General features: G+C 65.0%; 15 protein-coding genes and 1 tRNA gene. 6 read left to right on the forward strand and 10 right to left on the reverse strand.

Annotation, left to right across the window (positions count from 1 at the left end):
- Genes IPM73_17630 through IPM73_17650 form a run of 5 tightly spaced genes read left to right on the forward strand, consistent with a single transcriptional unit; the run spans window position 1 to window position 4864 of the window.
- Window positions 1–549 (forward strand): F0F1 ATP synthase subunit delta, encoded by a 549-nt coding sequence (locus IPM73_17630; protein ID MBK8919803.1) that lies wholly within the window; start codon window positions 1–3, stop codon window positions 547–549.
- 9 nt (window positions 550–558) lie between these two features.
- On the forward strand, window positions 559–2097 hold the full coding sequence (locus tag IPM73_17635; GenBank protein MBK8919804.1) for a F0F1 ATP synthase subunit alpha: 1539 nt from the start codon (window positions 559–561) through the stop codon (window positions 2095–2097).
- Window positions 2098–2114: 17 nt separating this feature from the next.
- Window positions 2115–2978, forward strand: a complete 864-nt coding sequence (gene atpG, locus IPM73_17640) for a F0F1 ATP synthase subunit gamma (GenBank protein ID MBK8919805.1) — start codon at window positions 2115–2117, stop codon at window positions 2976–2978.
- Between the two features lie 31 nt (window positions 2979–3009).
- Window positions 3010–4413: a F0F1 ATP synthase subunit beta gene (gene atpD / locus IPM73_17645; GenBank protein ID MBK8919806.1), complete on the forward strand. Its 1404-nt coding sequence runs from the start codon at window positions 3010–3012 to the stop codon at window positions 4411–4413.
- A gap of 25 nt (window positions 4414–4438) precedes the next feature.
- Entirely contained in the window at window positions 4439–4864 is a 426-nt protein-coding gene (locus tag IPM73_17650) for a F0F1 ATP synthase subunit epsilon (protein ID MBK8919807.1), read from the forward strand.
- Window positions 4865–4954: 90 nt separating this feature from the next.
- Here IPM73_17650 and IPM73_17655 read toward each other — a convergent pair whose 3' ends face one another.
- The 9 genes from IPM73_17655 to IPM73_17695 form a co-directional block, all read right to left on the reverse strand.
- Window positions 4955–5518 carry a hypothetical protein gene (locus tag IPM73_17655; protein MBK8919808.1) on the reverse strand — a complete coding sequence of 188 codons (564 nt, stop codon included), beginning with the start codon at window positions 5516–5518 and terminating at the stop codon, window positions 4955–4957.
- A gap of 27 nt (window positions 5519–5545) precedes the next feature.
- Window positions 5546–6427 carry a Tim44 domain-containing protein gene (locus tag IPM73_17660; protein MBK8919809.1) on the reverse strand — a complete coding sequence of 294 codons (882 nt, stop codon included), beginning with the start codon at window positions 6425–6427 and terminating at the stop codon, window positions 5546–5548.
- A 19-nt stretch (window positions 6428–6446) separates the two neighbouring features.
- Window positions 6447–7184, reverse strand: coding sequence for a bifunctional demethylmenaquinone methyltransferase/2-methoxy-6-polyprenyl-1,4-benzoquinol methylase UbiE (gene ubiE, locus IPM73_17665; GenBank protein ID MBK8919810.1), 738 nt, complete (start codon window positions 7182–7184; stop codon window positions 6447–6449).
- Window position 7185: 1 nt separating this feature from the next.
- The gene (locus tag IPM73_17670) at window positions 7186–7605 is read right to left on the reverse strand and encodes a DUF971 domain-containing protein (GenBank protein MBK8919811.1); all 420 of its coding nucleotides are present in this window, start codon (window positions 7603–7605) and stop codon (window positions 7186–7188) included.
- Window positions 7606–7674: 69 nt separating this feature from the next.
- Window positions 7675–9273 carry a hypothetical protein gene (locus IPM73_17675; GenBank protein MBK8919812.1) on the reverse strand — a complete coding sequence of 533 codons (1599 nt, stop codon included), beginning with the start codon at window positions 9271–9273 and terminating at the stop codon, window positions 7675–7677.
- Window positions 9270–9698: an HIT family protein gene (locus IPM73_17680; GenBank protein MBK8919813.1), complete on the reverse strand. Its 429-nt coding sequence runs from the start codon at window positions 9696–9698 to the stop codon at window positions 9270–9272. The genes IPM73_17675 and IPM73_17680 overlap by 4 nt, the downstream gene beginning before the upstream one ends.
- Window positions 9699–9831: 133 nt before the next feature.
- Window positions 9832–13707 (reverse strand): DUF3683 domain-containing protein, encoded by a 3876-nt coding sequence (locus tag IPM73_17685; GenBank protein ID MBK8919814.1) that lies wholly within the window; start codon window positions 13705–13707, stop codon window positions 9832–9834.
- A 59-nt stretch (window positions 13708–13766) separates the two neighbouring features.
- Window positions 13767–13840, reverse strand: a tRNA-Gly gene (locus tag IPM73_17690).
- 116 nt (window positions 13841–13956) lie between these two features.
- Window positions 13957–14508 carry a flavin reductase family protein gene (locus tag IPM73_17695; GenBank protein ID MBK8919815.1) on the reverse strand — a complete coding sequence of 184 codons (552 nt, stop codon included), beginning with the start codon at window positions 14506–14508 and terminating at the stop codon, window positions 13957–13959.
- A 65-nt stretch (window positions 14509–14573) separates the two neighbouring features.
- On the opposite strand from IPM73_17695, the gene mutY reads away from it, so the two are divergent.
- Complete coding sequence (gene mutY, locus IPM73_17700) at window positions 14574–15632, forward strand: A/G-specific adenine glycosylase (protein MBK8919816.1); 1059 nt, start codon at window positions 14574–14576, stop codon at window positions 15630–15632.
- On the opposite strand, the gene IPM73_17705 is transcribed toward mutY, so the two are convergent.
- Window positions 15585–16670, reverse strand: a complete 1086-nt coding sequence (locus IPM73_17705; GenBank protein ID MBK8919817.1) for an HD domain-containing protein — start codon at window positions 16668–16670, stop codon at window positions 15585–15587. The genes mutY and IPM73_17705 overlap by 48 nt on opposite strands.
- Window positions 16671–16682: the final 12 nt, after the last annotated feature.

Raw genomic sequence — 16682 nt, forward strand, 5'->3', positions numbered from 1 at the left:
ATGGCCGAGTCCGTAACTATCGCCCGTCCCTACGCCGAGGCCCTTTTCCGGGCTGCGAAGGATAGCGGCAAGCTGGCCAAGTGGGCCGAGCAGATTGCTCTGCTCGGTCAGGTGGCAGCCAATCCCGAGGCCCGCGCGGCCATCGGTGACCCCAACGTGGCGGCCACGCAACTGGTCGACCTCTTCCGGTCTGCCTGCGCTTCCGCCAAGGAGTCGGCGGTAGATGCGGAGCTGTCGAACTTCATCCAGCTGCTGTCCAACAACGACCGTCTGGGGCTTTTGCCCGAAATCGCAGGCCTGTACGAAAGCTACAAGCAAGCGGAAGAAGGTACCAAGCAAGCCGAGATCGTTTCGGCCTTCCCCCTCGACGATGCCCAGGTGAAAGCCCTGGTGCCGCAACTCGAAGCGGTCTTCAAGACCAGGCTCGAAACCTCGGTGTCTGTCGACCCCGAGCTCATTGGCGGCGTCATGGTCTTCGTCGGCGACCAGATGCTGGATGCTTCAGTCCGCGGCAAGCTCGACGCCATGGCAACGGCACTGAACCACTAGGAGAATTTCATGCAGTTGAATCCTTCCGAAATTTCTGAACTGATCAAGAGCAAGATCCAGAACCTCCAGGGCGCCACCGAAGTGCGCACCCAGGGGACTGTGGTCTCCGTGACCGACGGCATCTGCCGCGTGCACGGCCTGCAGGATGTCATGCAGGGCGAAATGCTGGAATTCCCCGGCAACACCTTCGGCATGGCGCTCAACCTCGAGCGCGATTCCGTCGGTGCCGTTGTGCTCGGCGAGTACGAGCACATCTCCGAAGGCGACGTGGTCAAGACCACCGGCCGCATCCTGGAAGTTCCCGTCGGCCCCGAGCTGCTCGGCCGCGTGGTCAACTCCCTGGGCCAGCCCATCGACGGCAAGGGCCCGATCAACGCCAAGCTGACCGACAAGATCGAAAAAGTCGCCCCCGGCGTCATCTGGCGGAAGTCCGTGTCCCAGCCGGTGCAGACCGGTCTGAAGTGCGTGGACTCCATGGTGCCCGTCGGCCGCGGCCAGCGCGAGCTGATCATCGGCGACCGTCAGACCGGCAAGACCGCCGTCGCTGTCGACACCATCATCAACCAGAAGGGCAAGAACCTCTTCTGCGTCTACGTCGCCGTCGGCCAGAAGGCTTCCACCATCGCCAACGTGGTGCGCAAGCTGGAAGAGCACGGCGCGATGGAATACACCATCGTCGTCGCCGCTTCGGCTTCCGAATCCGCTGCGCTGCAGTTCATCGCCCCCTACTCCGGTTGCACCATGGGCGAGTACTTCCGCGACCGCGGCATGGACGCCCTGATCATTTACGACGACTTGACCAAGCAGGCCTGGGCCTACCGTCAGGTTTCCCTGCTGCTGCGCCGTCCGCCGGGTCGTGAAGCCTATCCGGGCGACGTGTTCTATCTCCACTCCCGCCTGCTGGAGCGCGCCGCTCGCGTTTCCGAAGCCTGGGTCGAGAAGCTGACCAACGGCGAAGTCAAGGGCAAGACTGGATCGCTGACCGCTCTGCCGGTGATCGAAACCCAGGCCGGCGACGTGTCCGCCTTCGTTCCGACCAACGTCATCTCCATTACCGACGGCCAGATCTTCCTGGAAACCGACCTCTTCAACGCCGGTATCCGTCCCGCCATCAACGCCGGTATCTCCGTGTCCCGCGTCGGTGGTGCCGCCCAGACCAAGCTGATCAAGAAGCTCGGCGGTGGTGTGCGTCTGGCTCTCGCCCAGTACCGTGAGCTCGCCGCTTTTGCCCAGTTCGCCTCCGATCTGGACGATGCGACTCGCAAGCAGCTGGAGCGTGGCCGTCTGGTGACCGAGCTGATGAAGCAGCCCCAGTACGCCCCCATGAGCATCTCCGAAATGGCCGTGACGCTGTACGCCGCCGACAAGGGCTACTTCGACGACGTCGAAGTGAAGCGCGCCCTCGAGTGCGAGAAGGCCATGATCGGTTACCTCAAGTCCAACTGCGCCGACGTCATGAGCACCATGGAGTCCAAGGCTGAGCTCGATGGCGAGACGGAGAAGAAGCTGGCCGCCGGTATCCAGGCGTTCAAGAGCAGCTGGGCCTGATCGCTTAGGAGAACGCCATGCCTAGCGGCAAGGAAATTCGCAACAAGATCAAGAGCGTCGAGAACACGCGCAAGATCACCAAGGCCATGGAGATGGTGGCCGCATCCAAAATGCGCAAGGCGCAGGAGCGGATGCGGGCTTCCCGTCCCTATGGCGAAAAGATCCGGCGCGTGGCGGCGAATCTGTCGCACGCCCTTACCGAGTATAAGCACCCCTTCCTGGTCAAGCGTGACCCCGTGCAGAACGTCGGCCTGATCCTTGTCACTTCCGACAAGGGTCTGTGCGGCGGCCTGAACAGCAACGCGCTGCGCCTTTCCGTCAGTCGCATGAAGGAGTGGGAGAAGTCGGGGGCCAAGATTGCGGCCACCTGTATCGGTAACAAGGGCTTCGGCTTCATGCAGCGCAATGGCGTGAACGTGGTCTCCCACGTGACCGGCATGGGCGACACGCCGCATCTCGAAAAGCTCATCGGACCCGTCAAGGTTCAACTCGATGCCTACGTGAAGGGCGAAATCGACGCGCTCTACATCGTCTACACCCGCTTCATCAACACCATGAAGCAGGAAGCGGTCGTGGAGCAGCTGCTTCCGCTGTCCGGTGACGCCGTCGGCTCGGCCAAGACCAAGTGGGACTACGTCTATGAGCCGGAAGCCAAGGAAGTCATCGACGACCTGCTGATCAGATACGTCGAGGCCCTGATCTATCAGGCCGTGGCCGAAAACATGGCTTCCGAGCAGTCTGCCCGGATGGTCGCCATGAAGTCCGCCTCGGACAACGCCAAGAACGTCATCGGTGAGTTGAAGCTGGTTTACAACAAGGCCCGTCAGGCTGCGATCACCAAGGAATTGTCGGAGATCGTCAGCGGCGCTGCCGCGGTGTGACGCGTAGATTTTTATTTTTGGGGATTTGAATATGAGTCAAGGTTCAATCGTTCAGTGCATCGGTGCCGTTGTGGATATCCACTTTCCGCGCGACGCGATGCCGAAGGTCTACGACGCCCTCAAGCTCGATGCCTCCGAATCCAATGGCATGGCCGAAGACGGCCTGACCTTCGAGGTTCAGCAGCAGTTGGGTGACGGTGTCGTCCGTACCATCGCCATGGGTTCATCCGACGGCCTGCGTCGCGGCATGAAGGTCAACAACACCGGCGTCGCCATCTCCGTTCCGGTCGGCCAGGGCACCCTGGGCCGCATCATGGACGTGCTGGGTCGCCCGATCGACGAAGCCGGCCCGATCGACACCAACGAAGTGCGCCCGATCCACGCGGCCGCTCCGAAGTTCGACGAACTGTCCTCCTCCGTCGATCTGCTCGAAACCGGCATCAAGGTTATCGATCTGATCTGCCCGTTCGCCAAGGGCGGCAAGGTCGGCCTGTTCGGGGGCGCTGGCGTCGGCAAGACCGTCAACATGATGGAGCTGATCAACAATATCGCCAAGCAGCACTCCGGTCTGTCCGTGTTCGCTGGCGTGGGGGAGCGTACCCGTGAGGGCAACGACTTCTACCACGAAATGAAGGACTCCAACGTTCTGGACAAGGTCGCCATGGTGTTCGGTCAGATGAACGAACCCCCGGGCAACCGTCTGCGCGTGGCGCTGACCGGTCTGACCATGGCCGAGCGTTTCCGTGACGACGGTCGTGACATCCTGTTATTCATCGACAACATCTACCGTTACACCCTGGCCGGTACCGAAGTGTCCGCCCTGCTGGGCCGTATGCCTTCCGCCGTGGGCTACCAGCCCACCCTGGCCGAAGAAATGGGCCGTCTGCAGGAGCGCATCACCTCCACCAAGGTGGGCTCCATCACCTCCATCCAGGCCGTGTATGTGCCCGCGGATGACTTGACCGACCCGTCTCCCGCCACCACCTTCCTGCACCTCGACTCCACGGTCGTGCTGTCCCGTGACATCGCCGCGCTGGGTATCTACCCCGCCGTCGACCCGCTGGACTCCACCTCCCGCCAGCTCGATCCGCAGGTCGTCGGCGAAGAGCACTACTCGGTCGCCCGTGCTGTGCAGATCACGCTGCAGCGCTACAAGGAACTGCGCGACATCATCGCCATTCTGGGTATGGACGAACTGTCTCCCGAAGACAAGCTCGCCGTTTCCCGCGCCCGCAAGATTCAGCGTTTCCTTTCCCAGCCCTTCCACGTGGCCGAAGTGTTCACCGGTTCCCCGGGCAAGTTCGTGTCCCTCAAGGACACCATCAAGGGCTTCAAGGGCATCTGCGCCGGCGAATACGACCACCTGCCCGAGCAGGCGTTCTACATGGTCGGCGGCATCGAGGAAGTCATCGAAAAGGCCAAGACGCTGCAGTAACGCGTCCCCAGCATAGGAGCCAGCCATGGCAATTTCTGTTCACTGCGACGTCGTCAGCGCCGAAGAGTCCATCTTTTCCGGCGTGGTCGAATTCGCCGTGTTTCCCGGCGAAGCCGGTGAACTCGGCGTCTATCCGCACCATACGCCGCTGCTTACCCGTATCCGTCCGGGCACCATTCGTCTGAAGGTGCAGGGTCAGGCTGCGGATGAGTTGGTGTATGTCTCCGGAGGCATGCTGGAGATTCAGCCCGACATGATCACCGTGTTGGCTGATACCGCCATCCGCGCCCACGACCTGGACGAAGCCAAGGCCCTGGAAGCCAAAAAGCGCGCCGAAGAGGCTCTTGCCAACCGGCAGGCCGAAATCGACTACGCTGCGGCGGAAGCCGAGCTGGCGCAAGCCATCGCCCAGCTCCAGGCCATTCAGCGGTTGCGCAAGCACACTCACTGAGCGTTTCCCTTACCGGGAAAGAAAAGGCAGCCGCGAGGCTGCCTTTTCTGTTTTGTGCGCCACAAAACCTGGACTATGCCCAAAAAGGGGTCAAAGTCTGGCCAGCCGCTTCTCCAGGCGAGCGAGGTCGTCGCGCAGGCTTGCACAGTCCCCATAAAAGGCCTCTGCCTCCCGCCGGGGAACCGCGAGGCCCCCGTCCTCCGTAGCGTAATCACCAAGATTGGCCAGCAGACGATCCAGAGCCTCCCTGTGCCAGGCCATCAGCCCCCGTCCCGCGACGGCCACCCGCCGCGCAGCGACATCTCCGATGACGCGGGCCAGATCGCCCTCGGCGTCCCAGCGCAGGTTGCGGAAGACGAAAGCCAGGGTCTCGGCCAGGTCGGCGGAACCCGTGAGCCGCGCCGAAGAGAGCACGGCACCCGGGTCGCGAAGGAAGCGCAAGGGGCTATCGGAAGGAAGGCTGATCACCACATCCGGCGCGCCGTCCTCGACCGGTTGCCCGAACATTCCGTCACCGTGGATCAGAAAAGCCAGGTGCAGAGCGCCCAGTTCAACCCTGAGCCGCCGGCCCGCGAAGGGACGAAGGCGTTCGGCAGCCCAGGGTTCCCCCGCCAGCAGGTGATTGATGGCTGAAGTCGCGCCGCGGAGGAACATGAGACAGTCCTGCGTCCGCCGATCCGCTCAGTTCATCTGCTGGATGCCCGCGACCTTCCAGCCGCCGCTGCCACCCACAGGCTTGATCAGGTTCCAGACCTCGTCGAAGGGAGTAGCCGGCTCAGCCTTATCCTCTTGCACCATGCCCCGGAAGCGCACGCTGGCAATGTGGCGATTCCCTTCGCTGACCACCTCGATCAACTGCGCATCGAGGTCGAGGACCTCCGTGGTCTGGTGCGCACCCTTGCGCTCGTCGATATCGAGACGTAATTCGGCAAACATCTCCGGGGTGGTGAATTCCCGGAGATCGTCAAGCTTTCCCGCGTCATGGGCGGCTTGCAGGCGAAGAAAATTGACCTTGGCGACACGGAGGAAACCCGCACTATCGAAGTCTGCTGGAATGCCGCCAGTTGGGGCCGGCGCAGCGGAGCCCCCTGCTGACACCCAATTGGAAGGAGAGGGCGTGCCCGGACCCGACGCGCCGGCCGCTGCGTATTGCATGGGCGCGGAGTGGGGAGTGCCTTCCTTGCGCCGGAACAGCAGCTTGAACACGACCACCGCCCCAAGGACCAGCAGAACGATCATCAGGACGTTGGCCAGGCCTTCTCCCAGACCAAAGTGCGACAGCAGGGCGGCGAGCCCCAGCCCTGCTGCCAGACCGGCGATAGGGCCGAGCCAGTTGCGCTTGGGGGCCTGGGGGGCTGCGGCGGGGGTCTGGGGCGTAGCCGGAGAAGCAGCCTGCTGTTGCGCGGGAGCGGCTGGCGCCGGATTGGCCTGCCGCTGCTGCGTGACGGAATCCCTCTGCATGCCCCGGGAAGTCCCCCCCCCCAGCCGCTTGGCCTCCGCGTCGGCCAGGGTCAGACCCAGTCCGAGCACTACAACGGCAAAGAATGAAAGGAAGCGCTTCATCGTGTGTCTCCCGGGCGCGTCAGAATTTGTACCCTCGGTGCAGCGCCACCACACCCAGGCTGAGGTTGAAGTAGTCGACCTGCTCGAGGCCCGCCGATTCCATCAGGGCCTTCAATTCTTCCTGCCCGGGATGCACGCGGATGGACTCGGACAAGTAGCGATAGCTCGCCTCGTCCTGGGTGACCAGCTTGCCCACGCGCGGGATGACCTGGAAGGAATAAAAGTCGTACAGGGGTGCGAGAGGCTTCCAAACCTGGGAAAACTCCAGAACCAGGAGCCGGCCCCCGGGGCGAAGCACCCGATGCATTTCGCGCAGCGCCCTATCCTTGTGGGTCATGTTGCGCAGTCCGAAGGCGACGGTGACACAATCGAACCAGTCGTCAGGGAAGGGGAGGTATTCCGCGTCGCATTGCGCCGTAGGGACGGCGTAGCCTTTGTCCAGCAGGCGGTCGCGACCCCGGGCAAGCATGGCCGCGTTGATGTCGGTGAGCCAGACCTGGCCGCTGGGGCCCACCTTCCTGGCGAAAGCGAGGGACAGATCCCCGGTGCCACCCGCGACATCGAGGACGCGGAAACCCTCCCGCACGCCCGAGCGCTGGATGGTGAAGGCCTTCCAGAGCCGGTGCATGCCTCCGGACATCAAGTCGTTCATCAGGTCGTAACGGCCGGCGACGGAATCGAAAACGTCGGCGACGCGCTGCGCCTTCTCGTGCTCGGCGACAGTCTCGTAGCCGAAGTGGGTCTTGTCTTCTGCCATTTCAGTGATGGCCGCAGCTCTTGGCGGCGGCAGGTCGGGAGCTTGTGTCGATGTCGCGGGAGGCGCCCCGGGCTTCGAGGAGGCGCAGGTACTCGTCCCACAGCGCGTCGCGGTGGATGCAAAACTGGTAAAGCAGGTCCCAGGAATAGAGGCCGGTGTCGTGCCCGTCGGAAAAAACGAAGCGCAGGGCGTAGGTTCCCACCGGCTCTATCCGCTCGATGCTGACTAGACGTTTGCCGGTCTGGAGCGTCTCCTGGCCGGGTCCGTGACCCCTTGCCTCAGCAGAGGGCGTGAAGACCCGAAGGAATTCGTGACTCAGCTCGAAGGTACCGTCGGTGTCATAGACGACTTCAAGCGTGCGGGATTTCTGGTTCAACCGAATGTCGGTTGGAATAGGCGTGTCCTTGTCGAGACCGGCCATGGTGTTCTCCAGGGGCGAAGGGAGCAGTTTACCTCACCCGCCCCCGGAACGAGCCAGACTTCGTACGGGTCAGGCAAGCTCGAAGGTGACGCGCTCGAAATCACTGCCCCGTTGCAGCAGCTTCTTCATGCGTGCCCGCCAGTGTCCTTCCTGGCCATCCACATCCAGAATCTTGCTCGCAACGTACATGCCCGCCGGGATCACCAGAGATGCCGGCTCCCCGATTGCTTCCACCGGAGGAAGGAGAAAGCCGCGGACATAGGGATCGCCCGAGGCCTGGCCGGACTCGGGGCGCAGGGCAATGCCGTGGGGCAGGCCGGGCAAGACCGAAATGCCCGCCACCAGGCCACCGCGCTGCTCCTGCATGAGCCAGCAGGAAACCGCGAGGATGAAGTTCTCGCCGTCCGGCGGGCAAAGGGCCAGAAGCTGGTCGTGCTGGACCTTTTGCCCGGCTTCGCTGCGCGCCAGCCGGAAGCCGTTGGCCGAATGGTTGATGACGTCCCAGTCGTCGGCAGGAAAGTTGACCTGCTCGCGGATGGACAGCGGCGCCTGGGGATCGATACGGTCGCGGAAAGTGAACAGGGCGTCGAACTCGCCGCGGGAGTACGTGCGGGCGGCAGCAGGCTGAGCGAACTCGTGACCGGAAACGAAGTAGTGCATGGCGTCGAAGCCCACCGCCACGCGGGCCGTACCGGAAGCGGGGAAGCGCCGGAAACGCCGCGGCGCTGCCTGCTGGGTCCAGGGACGCGAGACCTGATCCAGAAGACGGATCACATGGCTCGAAGTCTCCTCGCCAAGTCCCAGCTTGGAAGGCAGGATGCGCCCCCGCAGTTGGCTGAGACAGGTACCGATCTGGGCGGCGAGTCGCCCGGTCTCGAGGCGGCGGCCATCGCTGCCGGGGGCAATCATGTTCTGCGGCGGATGAAGGGGCTGATCCTTCATCAGCTCGAGGACGAAGGCGGGGACGTGATTCTCGTCGTCGAGGCGATGCACGCCGACCAGAGGAGACCAAAGCCCGGCCCAGTGGCGGATGAGATTGAGGTCGCGAATGCTGTGGCTGTAGGGGCCCGCGACGTCGATCAGGAGCAGCATGGTATAGGCTGCGGTGCAGTGGGTGGTGCGCCTCTCGTTGTCCAGGGCGTCCTCCACCGGCGTCATGGCGACGCCCCACTCCTCGGCGGTCTCGTAATAGCCGTGCAGATCCAGCCAGAGGCCGGGGGACAATTCCCGCCGCGCGCGGTAATGCTCGAGGATCATCATCCCCGTGTAGAAAATGCAGCGATGCAGGATGGTGGCCACCCGGGTACGGTACTCGGGTCCGGCGGTCGGCGGCAGCAGGCGGGCACAGAGGGCGTAGGCCTTTTCCATGCGGCGCCAGTCTGCGATGACCTGCTGGAATGCGCCTTCCTCCACATCGCCCAAAACCAGGGGCTTGTTGTGGTAGCGCCGCGCCATTTCCTCTTCGACGAAGGAAAGCGGCATGCGCGCCTGCTCGAGCAGGGTGAAGAGATCGTCGGCATCCGGCGGCGAGGCGAGCAGCCAGTCAAGGAACTGGGCCAGTTCCCGCTCCGCAACCAAGGGGTTCGCCAGGGGGAGGCGCCCCAGGTAGGCAATTCCGGCTTGCAGGTTGGGGATGTTGAGCATGGGGGATACCGGGACGGCGCTCATGACGCCTCCTTGACACCCGCAAGAAAGGTTTCCAGAGCCGCCAGCAGGGCTTCCTCGTCCACCTCGGGATGGGGAGCGGCTTCGGGCCGACGGGCGACCGCCCAGATGGGGTCGGGGAAGTGCGGGTCATCCTGCCAGCGCGGAATGATGTGCCAATGGAGATGGGGGGTGACGTTGCCCAGGCTGGCCAGATTGACCTTGTCCGGGCGACACACTTCACGCACGGCACCCTCGACGCCAAAGACGACGTCCATCAGGTGGCGGCGGGCGGAGGAATCCAGGTCGGACATTTCCTTGACGTGCGCATTCCAGACGACGCGGCAAAACCCGGGGTAGTGGGGGTCGGCCACCCGCACGACGCGGCAACTGGGGGATTCCCACAGCAGTCTCCCGCCTTCAGTCTGGCACAACTCGCAGCCGGGCATGGCCTGTCGCTCCTTTTGGGTTTGCGTAGACCGAAGAATAGTCCAAGGCCGAACTATGCCAAAGGTAATATTTCACATTGCAGTGCAGCAAAAACTGCCCTGGTGTTGGGAAATCGCTACAGGGCTACCCCGCCTACAGCAATACGCGCTCGATGCCGCCGTGGTTGGCCTTGGCCACGTAGTCGGCCATCCAGTTCTCGCCCAATTGATGGCGGGCGATCTCGACCACGATGTAATCGGCCTGGGTGCCGGCGTCATCGTCGTAGCGGGAAAGGCCCTGCAGGCAGGCCGGGCAGGAGGTGAGAATCTTCACATCGCCCTTGAAACCGTCGCCCCGCAGTTCGCCGGCCACCTTTTCGATCTCCTGCTGCTTCCTGAATTTCACCTGGGTGGCGATATCCGGCCGGGCGTAGGCGAAAGAGCCGGCGTCGCCACAGCAGCGGTCGGACAGGGGCACATCCTGCCCCATGAGGTCGTTGGCCACCTTGAGCGGCGCATAGGTCTTCATCGGCGAGTGGCAGGGGTCGTGGTACATGTAACGGGTGCCGCTGACGCCCTCCAGCTTGACGCCCTTCTCCATCAGGTACTCGTGGATGTCCAGCAGGCGGCAGCCGGGGAAGATCTTCTCGAACTGGTACTTCTGCAACTGATCCATGCAGGTACCGCAGGAGACGATGACCGTCTTGATGTCCAGATAGTTGAGTGTGTTGGCGACGCGATGGAAGAGCACCCGGTTGTCGGTGGTGATCTTCTGGCCCTTGTCCTCCTCGCCGGCGGCCGTCTGCGGGTAGCCGCAGCACAGATAGCCCGGCGGCAGCACCGTGGTGGCACCGACTTCGTAGAGCATGGCCTGGGTGGCCAGGCCCACCTGAGAGAAGAGGCGCTCGGAACCGCAGCCGGGGAAGTAGAAGACGGCGTCCGACTCCTCGGTGGTCTTCTTCGGATTGCGGATGACCGGGATGACGCTATCGTCCTCGATGTCGAGCAGTCCCCGCGACGTGCGCTTGGGCAGGTTGCCGGGCATGGGCCGGTTGAGGAAGTGAATGACCTGGGTCTTGACGGTCGGCGCGCCGACGGTGGCCGGTGGCGCCTGGCGCGTCTCGCGCACCAGGCCGAAGCCCTTGGCGATACGATGGGCCAGGCGCTGGGCCCTGAACCCCCAGGACATCATGGCCGTGCGCATGAGCTTGATGGTGGCGGGATCCTTCAAGGTCAGGAAGGCCATGGCCGCCGCCTTGCCGGGGTTGAAGCGGGTCTTGCCCTGCTCGCGCAGGAAGTTGCGCATGGCGACGGTGACATCGCCGAAGTCGATGTCGACGGGACAGGGCTTTTCGCAACGGTGGCAGATGGTGCAGTGGTCGGCGACGTCGTTGAATTCGTCGAAATGCTGCAGCGAAATGCCGCGCCGGGTCTGTTCCTCGTAGAGGAAGGCCTCGATGAGCAGCGAGGTGCCGAGAATCTTGTTGCGCGGCGAGTAGAGCAGGTTGGCCCGGGGCACATGGGTCGAGCACACCGGCTTGCATTTGCCGCAGCGCAGGCAGTCCTTGATCATGGTCGAGATGTTGCCGATCTGGGACTGCTCCATGATCAGCGACTCGGTCCCCAGCAGGCTGAAGGACGGCGTGTAGGCGTTGGCCAGGTCGCCCCCGGGCATCAGCTTGCCCCTGTTGAAGCGGCCCTCCGGATCCACCTTGGCCTTGTAGGTGCGGAAGGGGCCGATTTCCTCTTCGGTGAGGAATTCGAGCTTGGTGATGCCGATGCCGTGCTCGCCGGAGATGACGCCATCGAGCGACCGCGCCAGGTGCATGATGCGCTCCACCGCCCGGTTGGCGGTTTGCAGCATGGCGTAGTTGTCCGAGTTCACCGGGATGTTGGTATGCACGTTGCCGTCGCCGGCGTGCATGTGCAGGGCGACGAAGACCCGGCCGCGCAGGACTTCCTTGTGGATGCCGGCGATGCGGTCGAGGATGGGGCGATAGACGGCGCCATCGAAAATCTTGGACAGGCGGGCCTTCAGTTCCTGCTTCCAGGAGACGCGTACCGAGTAGTCCTGGAGGCGGTGGAAGAGGCGCGGGTTGGCGGCCTTGTTGGTCAGCTCGCCGGCCTGCACGCCGAACTCCGCGAAACGGGCTTCGGCTTCCGCCAAGGGCAGATCGAGGTTTGCCAGCAGCCATTCCCAGCGCAGGCGCACGGCCTCGACGTAATCGAGGGCCGCCTGGCGGCGGTCGCCGAGGAGAAGATCGGTATCGAGGCTGACGTCGCCCCGGTCCAGGGGCAGGTCGCCTTGCAGGAACTCGGCGAGGGCCGCGCACAGGGCCAGCTTGTTCTGGATGGACAACTCGATGTTGATGCGCTCGATGCCGTCGCAGTACTCGCCCATGCGCGGCAGGGGGATGACCACGTCCTCGTTCACCTTGAAAGCGTTGGTGTGGCGGGAGATGGCCGCCGTGCGCGAGCGGTCGAGCCAGAATTTCTTGCGCGTCTCCGGGGTGACGGCGATGAAGCCCTCGGCGCCCCGGCTGTTGGTCATGCGCACCACCTCGGAGGTGGCGGCCATCACCGCAGCCTCGTCGTGGCCGACGATGTCGCCGATCAGCACCATCTTCGGCCGGCCATGGCGCTTGGCCTTGGTGGCGTAGCCGACGGCCTTCACGTAGCGCTCGTCCAGGTGTTCGAGGCCGGCCAGCAGAACGCCGGCGGCGTTGCCGGCACCGCCGGGCTTGAAGTAATCGGTGATTTCGACGATGGAGGGCACGGCCTCGCGTACCTGACCGAAGAACTCCAGGCAGACGGTGCGGGTGACCGGCGGCATCCTGTGCAGCACCCAGCGGGCGGCGACGATGATGCCGTCGGTGCCTTCCTTCTGCACGCCGGGGACGCCGCCCAGGAACTTGTCCGTCACGTCCTTGCCCAGGCCGTCCTTGCGGCAGGCGGCACCGGGGAGGGTGAGGATTTCCTCGCCCAGGGGCTTGTAATGCCTGGCGTCGAAGCGCTTCAGGCGGAAGCGGACGACTTCCTGCTCGTGGATCTTGCCGAAGTTGTGGTCGAGGCGCTCCACCTCCAGCCAGCGGCCGTCCGGCGTCACCATCTTCCACCAGGCCAGGTTGTCCAGGGCCGTGCCCCACAGCACGGCCTTCTTGCCGCCGGCGTTCATGGCGATATTGCCGCCGATGCAGGAAGCGGAGGCCGAGGTCGGATCCACGGCGAAGACGCGGCCGGCAGCGGAGGCGGCTTCTGCCACCCGCTCGGTCACCACTCCGACGCTGGTGCGGATGGTGGAATAGGGCGCGCTGTGGCCGGGGAGCACCGTTTCCTCCACCGGCCCGATGTCGATCAGCTTTTCGGTGTTGATTACCGCCGAATAGGGCGTCAGGGGCACGGCGCCGCCGGTATAGCCGGTGCCGCCCCCCCGCGGGATGATGGTCAGCCCGGCCTCGATGCAGCCCCGCACCAGGGGGCCGATCTCCTCCTCGGTATCCGGGGCGAGGACGACGAAGGGGTACTCGACCCGCCAGTCGGTGGCGTCGGTGACGTGGGAAACGCGGGAGAGACCGTCGAAGCAGATGTTGTCCCGGCGGGTGTGCTTGCCCAGGATGCGCAGCACCTTGCGGCGCAGGTCCAGGGTCTCGCCGAAATGGGCGGCGAAGCGTTCGACGGCGGCCTGGGCCGCTTCCACCAGACGCTTGACCTTGGCCGAGCGGGCGGGGTCGTCCTTCTCAGAGTCGACGCGGCGCTTCTCCACCTCCCTCAGGCGGTGACGCAGGGCCTCCACCAGAGCCTCCCGGCGATCCCGGTTGGCCAGCAGATCGTCCTCCAGATAGGGGTTGCGCTGCACCACCCAGATGTCCCCCAGCACTTCGTACAGCATGCGAGCCGAACGGCCGGTGACGCGCTCGCCGCGCAGGGTATCGAGAATGGCCCAGTTGTCCGCCCCCAGGAGGCGGATGACGATCTCGCGGTCCGAAAACGACGTGTAGTTGTAGGGGATTTCGCGCAGGCGGGCGGTCATGGCAGGGGCCGAGGTCCGTCAATAACTCTTGCAGATCGGCGATCTGCCTGAATCCGGTGTGGAGCGGGCGATGGGAATCGAACCCACGGCACAAGCTTGGGAAGCTTGGGTATTACCATTATACGACGCCCGCTCTTGGGGTCTGACGGCGGCATTCTAAGCGCAGAAGGCCGCCGCTTCAACCGCAGTCCAGGGCTTCGGCGGCGAAGGGCGGAGAAGAAACCGCAGTAGCCGGGCGGTCCAGCGGATTCATTCAGCGGCCCCGAGGAGGCGGTAGCGGCCCTGGTGGAACAGCAGGGGCGCTCGCTCGGGATTCTGGGCGTAGTGCAGCACTTCGCCGACGAAGATGAGATGGTCGCCGCCCGGGTACTGGTGATCATTGCGCACCTCGAAGTGGGCGCAGAGTCCTTCCAGCACGGGGGAGCCGCCGTGACCGGGGCGCCAGGGCAGGCCAGCGAAGCGGTCGGCGGGCCAGGTGGCGAAACGGGTGGAAATATCCTCCTGGTCCGCGGCCAGGACGTTGATGGCGTAGTGGCTGGCCCGCCGGAAAGATTGGAGCAGATTGGCAGAAACGGCCAGGCTCCAGAGGACCAGAGGCGGTTGCAGCGAGACGGCGGCAAAGGAATTGACGGTGAGACCCACCGGCTGGCCATCCGGGGACATGGCCGTGACGATGGTGATCCCGGTGGCGAACTGGCCCAGGGTATGGCGGAAGTTGCGGCAGTCGAAGCCGGCGGCCGAGGCGGCGGCATCGCAGCGTTGTCCGGCGGGGCTGGTGCAGTCGGCGGCGGAGTGTGTCATCGGGGGATGGACGCGGGAAAGGGGCGTATTATCCGGCCTCCGGACGACCCCTGTCGAGACGACCTTTGCCCCAGCCCGATCCCGATTTTGCCGCCCGCCTGGTGGCCTGGCAGCAGCACCACGGTCGCCACGGCCTCCCCTGGCAGGGAACGCGGGATTCCTACCGTATCTGGCTGTCCGAAGTGATGTTGCAGCAGACCCAGGTGGCCACCGTGATTCCCTATTACCTGCGGTTTCTGGCGCGCTTTCCCGATGTCGCGTCCCTGGCCGCGGCGGCACCGGAGGAGGTGGCGGCCGCCTGGGCGGGCCTGGGATACTACAGCCGGGCGCGCAATGTGCATTGCTGTGCGCAGGTGGTGATGGCCGAGTATGGGGGCAGCTTTCCCGCTGCGCCGGAGGCGTTGGCGGCCTTGCCCGGCATTGGTCGCTCCACGGCCGCAGCGGTGGCCGCCTTTGCCTGGGGCGCCCGGGCGGCAATCCTGGATGGCAATGTGAAGAGGGTGCTTTGCCGCTTCTTTGCCATCGAAGGCTTTCCCGATGCGCCCGCAGTGCAGAGGCGCCTGTGGGCCCTGGCCGAGTCGCTCCTGCCGCCGGGAGACTGCGGCCCCTACTCCCAGGCCTTGATGGATCTGGGCGCCACGGTCTGCACGCGAAAGAATCCCGCCTGCGCAGCTTGCCCCCTGCGCGACGATTGCGCCGCCCGCATTACCGGGCGGACGGAGGCGCTGCCGTTTCCCCGGCCGCGGCGGGAGCTGCCCCGGCGCGCGACCTGCTTTGTCCTGGTGACGGATGGCGCAGGCGTTCTGCTCGAGAGGCGTCCGCCGGGGGGTATCTGGGGCGGCCTGTTGGTGCCTCCGCAAGGTGATCCGGCGGCGGTGCTCGGGGGCCTCGGCCTGGCGGGCACGCCCTGGCGGCCTTTGCCCGCCTTGCGGCAGACCTTCACCCACTTTCGTCTGGAGGCGACGCCGGTGCTGTGTCGGGTGACGGGACCGCTGGCTGAGGCAGGGGAAGCGGGACGCGAGTGGCTATGCCGCTCTCGGGTCGGTGAGGCGGGGCTGCCGCCCCTGTTCCGCCGCTTACTGCAGCGCCCCGGGCGCCTCGACGAAGCGCTGCGCGATGAATAGGATTTCGTCGTGGCCGGCCTCGAAGGCGTCGACCACGGCCGGGTCGAACTTGCTGCCGGATAGGCGGCGGATTTCCCGCGATGCATCGGCCAGGGGCCAGGCGCGCCGGTAGGGACGTTCGGCGGTGAGGGCGTCGAAGACGTCGGCGACCGCGGCGATGCGTCCGAAGAGAGGAACCTTCTCCCCATTCAGTCCCCCGGGATAGCCGCTGCCGTCCCAGTTTTCGTGATGGGTGAGCGCAATTTCCCGTGCCGCCTGCAGGAGGCGGGAATCGTCGCCGTCCAGCATGGCGGCGCCGGCGAGCGGATGCCGCTTGACCTGCTCGAATTCCACCGGCGAAAGCCGCCCGGTCTTGTGCAGGATATCGCCGGGGACGATGACGGTGCCGATATCGTGCATGGCGGCCGCATCGACCAGGAGTTCGCAGCTTCCGCCATCCAGGCCCATGTGGTGCCCGATGGAGGCGGCGATCTTGCTCATGCGGACGCCGTGCTGGCCATCCCGGCCACAGCGGTGATCGAGGGCGCGGGCGAGACGGCGGATGGCGCTGCGGCTGGCGAGACGGGTTTCTTCCAGGAGCGCCTCCAGATCGCGGGTTCGTTCGCTCAGGCGCTGATGCAAGAGCGCATCCTGGCCGGCCAGGGTATCGCGCAGGCGGCCGAGTTGCAGCAGGTTGCCGAGGCGGACGCGCACTTCGGCAAGCTCCAGGGGGCGGGTGAAAATTTCGGCCGCGCCGACGGCCCAGGCGCGCTCGTGCCCGGAACGGTCTGCGGGATCGGCCAGGGCCACGATGGGGACCGCTTCCGGTGCGGCCAGGGGGGCGAGCTCGGCAATGACGTCCACGCCGGTCATGCCCGGCATGGCCAGGGCGACCAGGACGGCTTCCGCACCTTGCCTGCGGAAAGTCTCTATGCCCAGGCGGGGATTGTCGAAGACGACGGGGGGCGGCAGTTCGAGCCGCTCGAAGAGGCGCTGCCCCAGAACCAGGGCCGCGGGGTCGGCATCGATCAGGAATATGCTGCGGCGTTGGCGGGGCATGGATACCTCCAG

The organism is Betaproteobacteria bacterium (assembly GCA_016720065.1).
Taxonomy (GTDB): Bacteria; Pseudomonadota; Gammaproteobacteria; order Burkholderiales; family Rhodocyclaceae; genus SSSZ01.

Coding starts and splice junctions, on each gene's coding strand:
- ubiE (MBK8919810.1), bottom strand. CDS start 7,184: ATGGCAGAAGACAAGACCCACTTCGGCTACGAGACTGTCGCCGAGCAC.
- IPM73_17675 (MBK8919812.1), bottom strand. CDS start 9,273: ATGAGCGCCGTCCCGGTATCCCCCATGCTCAACATCCCCAACCTGCAA.
- IPM73_17680 (MBK8919813.1), bottom strand. CDS start 9,698: ATGCCCGGCTGCGAGTTGTGCCAGACTGAAGGCGGGAGACTGCTGTGG.
- IPM73_17695 (MBK8919815.1), bottom strand. CDS start 14,508: ATGACACACTCCGCCGCCGACTGCACCAGCCCCGCCGGACAACGCTGC.
- IPM73_17635 (MBK8919804.1), top strand. CDS start 559: ATGCAGTTGAATCCTTCCGAAATTTCTGAACTGATCAAGAGCAAGATC.
- IPM73_17670 (MBK8919811.1), bottom strand. CDS start 7,605: ATGGCCGGTCTCGACAAGGACACGCCTATTCCAACCGACATTCGGTTG.
- atpG (MBK8919805.1), top strand. CDS start 2,115: ATGCCTAGCGGCAAGGAAATTCGCAACAAGATCAAGAGCGTCGAGAAC.
- IPM73_17705 (MBK8919817.1), bottom strand. CDS start 16,670: ATGCCCCGCCAACGCCGCAGCATATTCCTGATCGATGCCGACCCCGCG.
- IPM73_17650 (MBK8919807.1), top strand. CDS start 4,439: ATGGCAATTTCTGTTCACTGCGACGTCGTCAGCGCCGAAGAGTCCATC.
- IPM73_17660 (MBK8919809.1), bottom strand. CDS start 6,427: ATGAAGCGCTTCCTTTCATTCTTTGCCGTTGTAGTGCTCGGACTGGGT.
- IPM73_17630 (MBK8919803.1), top strand. CDS start 1: ATGGCCGAGTCCGTAACTATCGCCCGTCCCTACGCCGAGGCCCTTTTC.
- atpD (MBK8919806.1), top strand. CDS start 3,010: ATGAGTCAAGGTTCAATCGTTCAGTGCATCGGTGCCGTTGTGGATATC.
- IPM73_17685 (MBK8919814.1), bottom strand. CDS start 13,707: ATGACCGCCCGCCTGCGCGAAATCCCCTACAACTACACGTCGTTTTCG.
- IPM73_17655 (MBK8919808.1), bottom strand. CDS start 5,518: ATGTTCCTCCGCGGCGCGACTTCAGCCATCAATCACCTGCTGGCGGGG.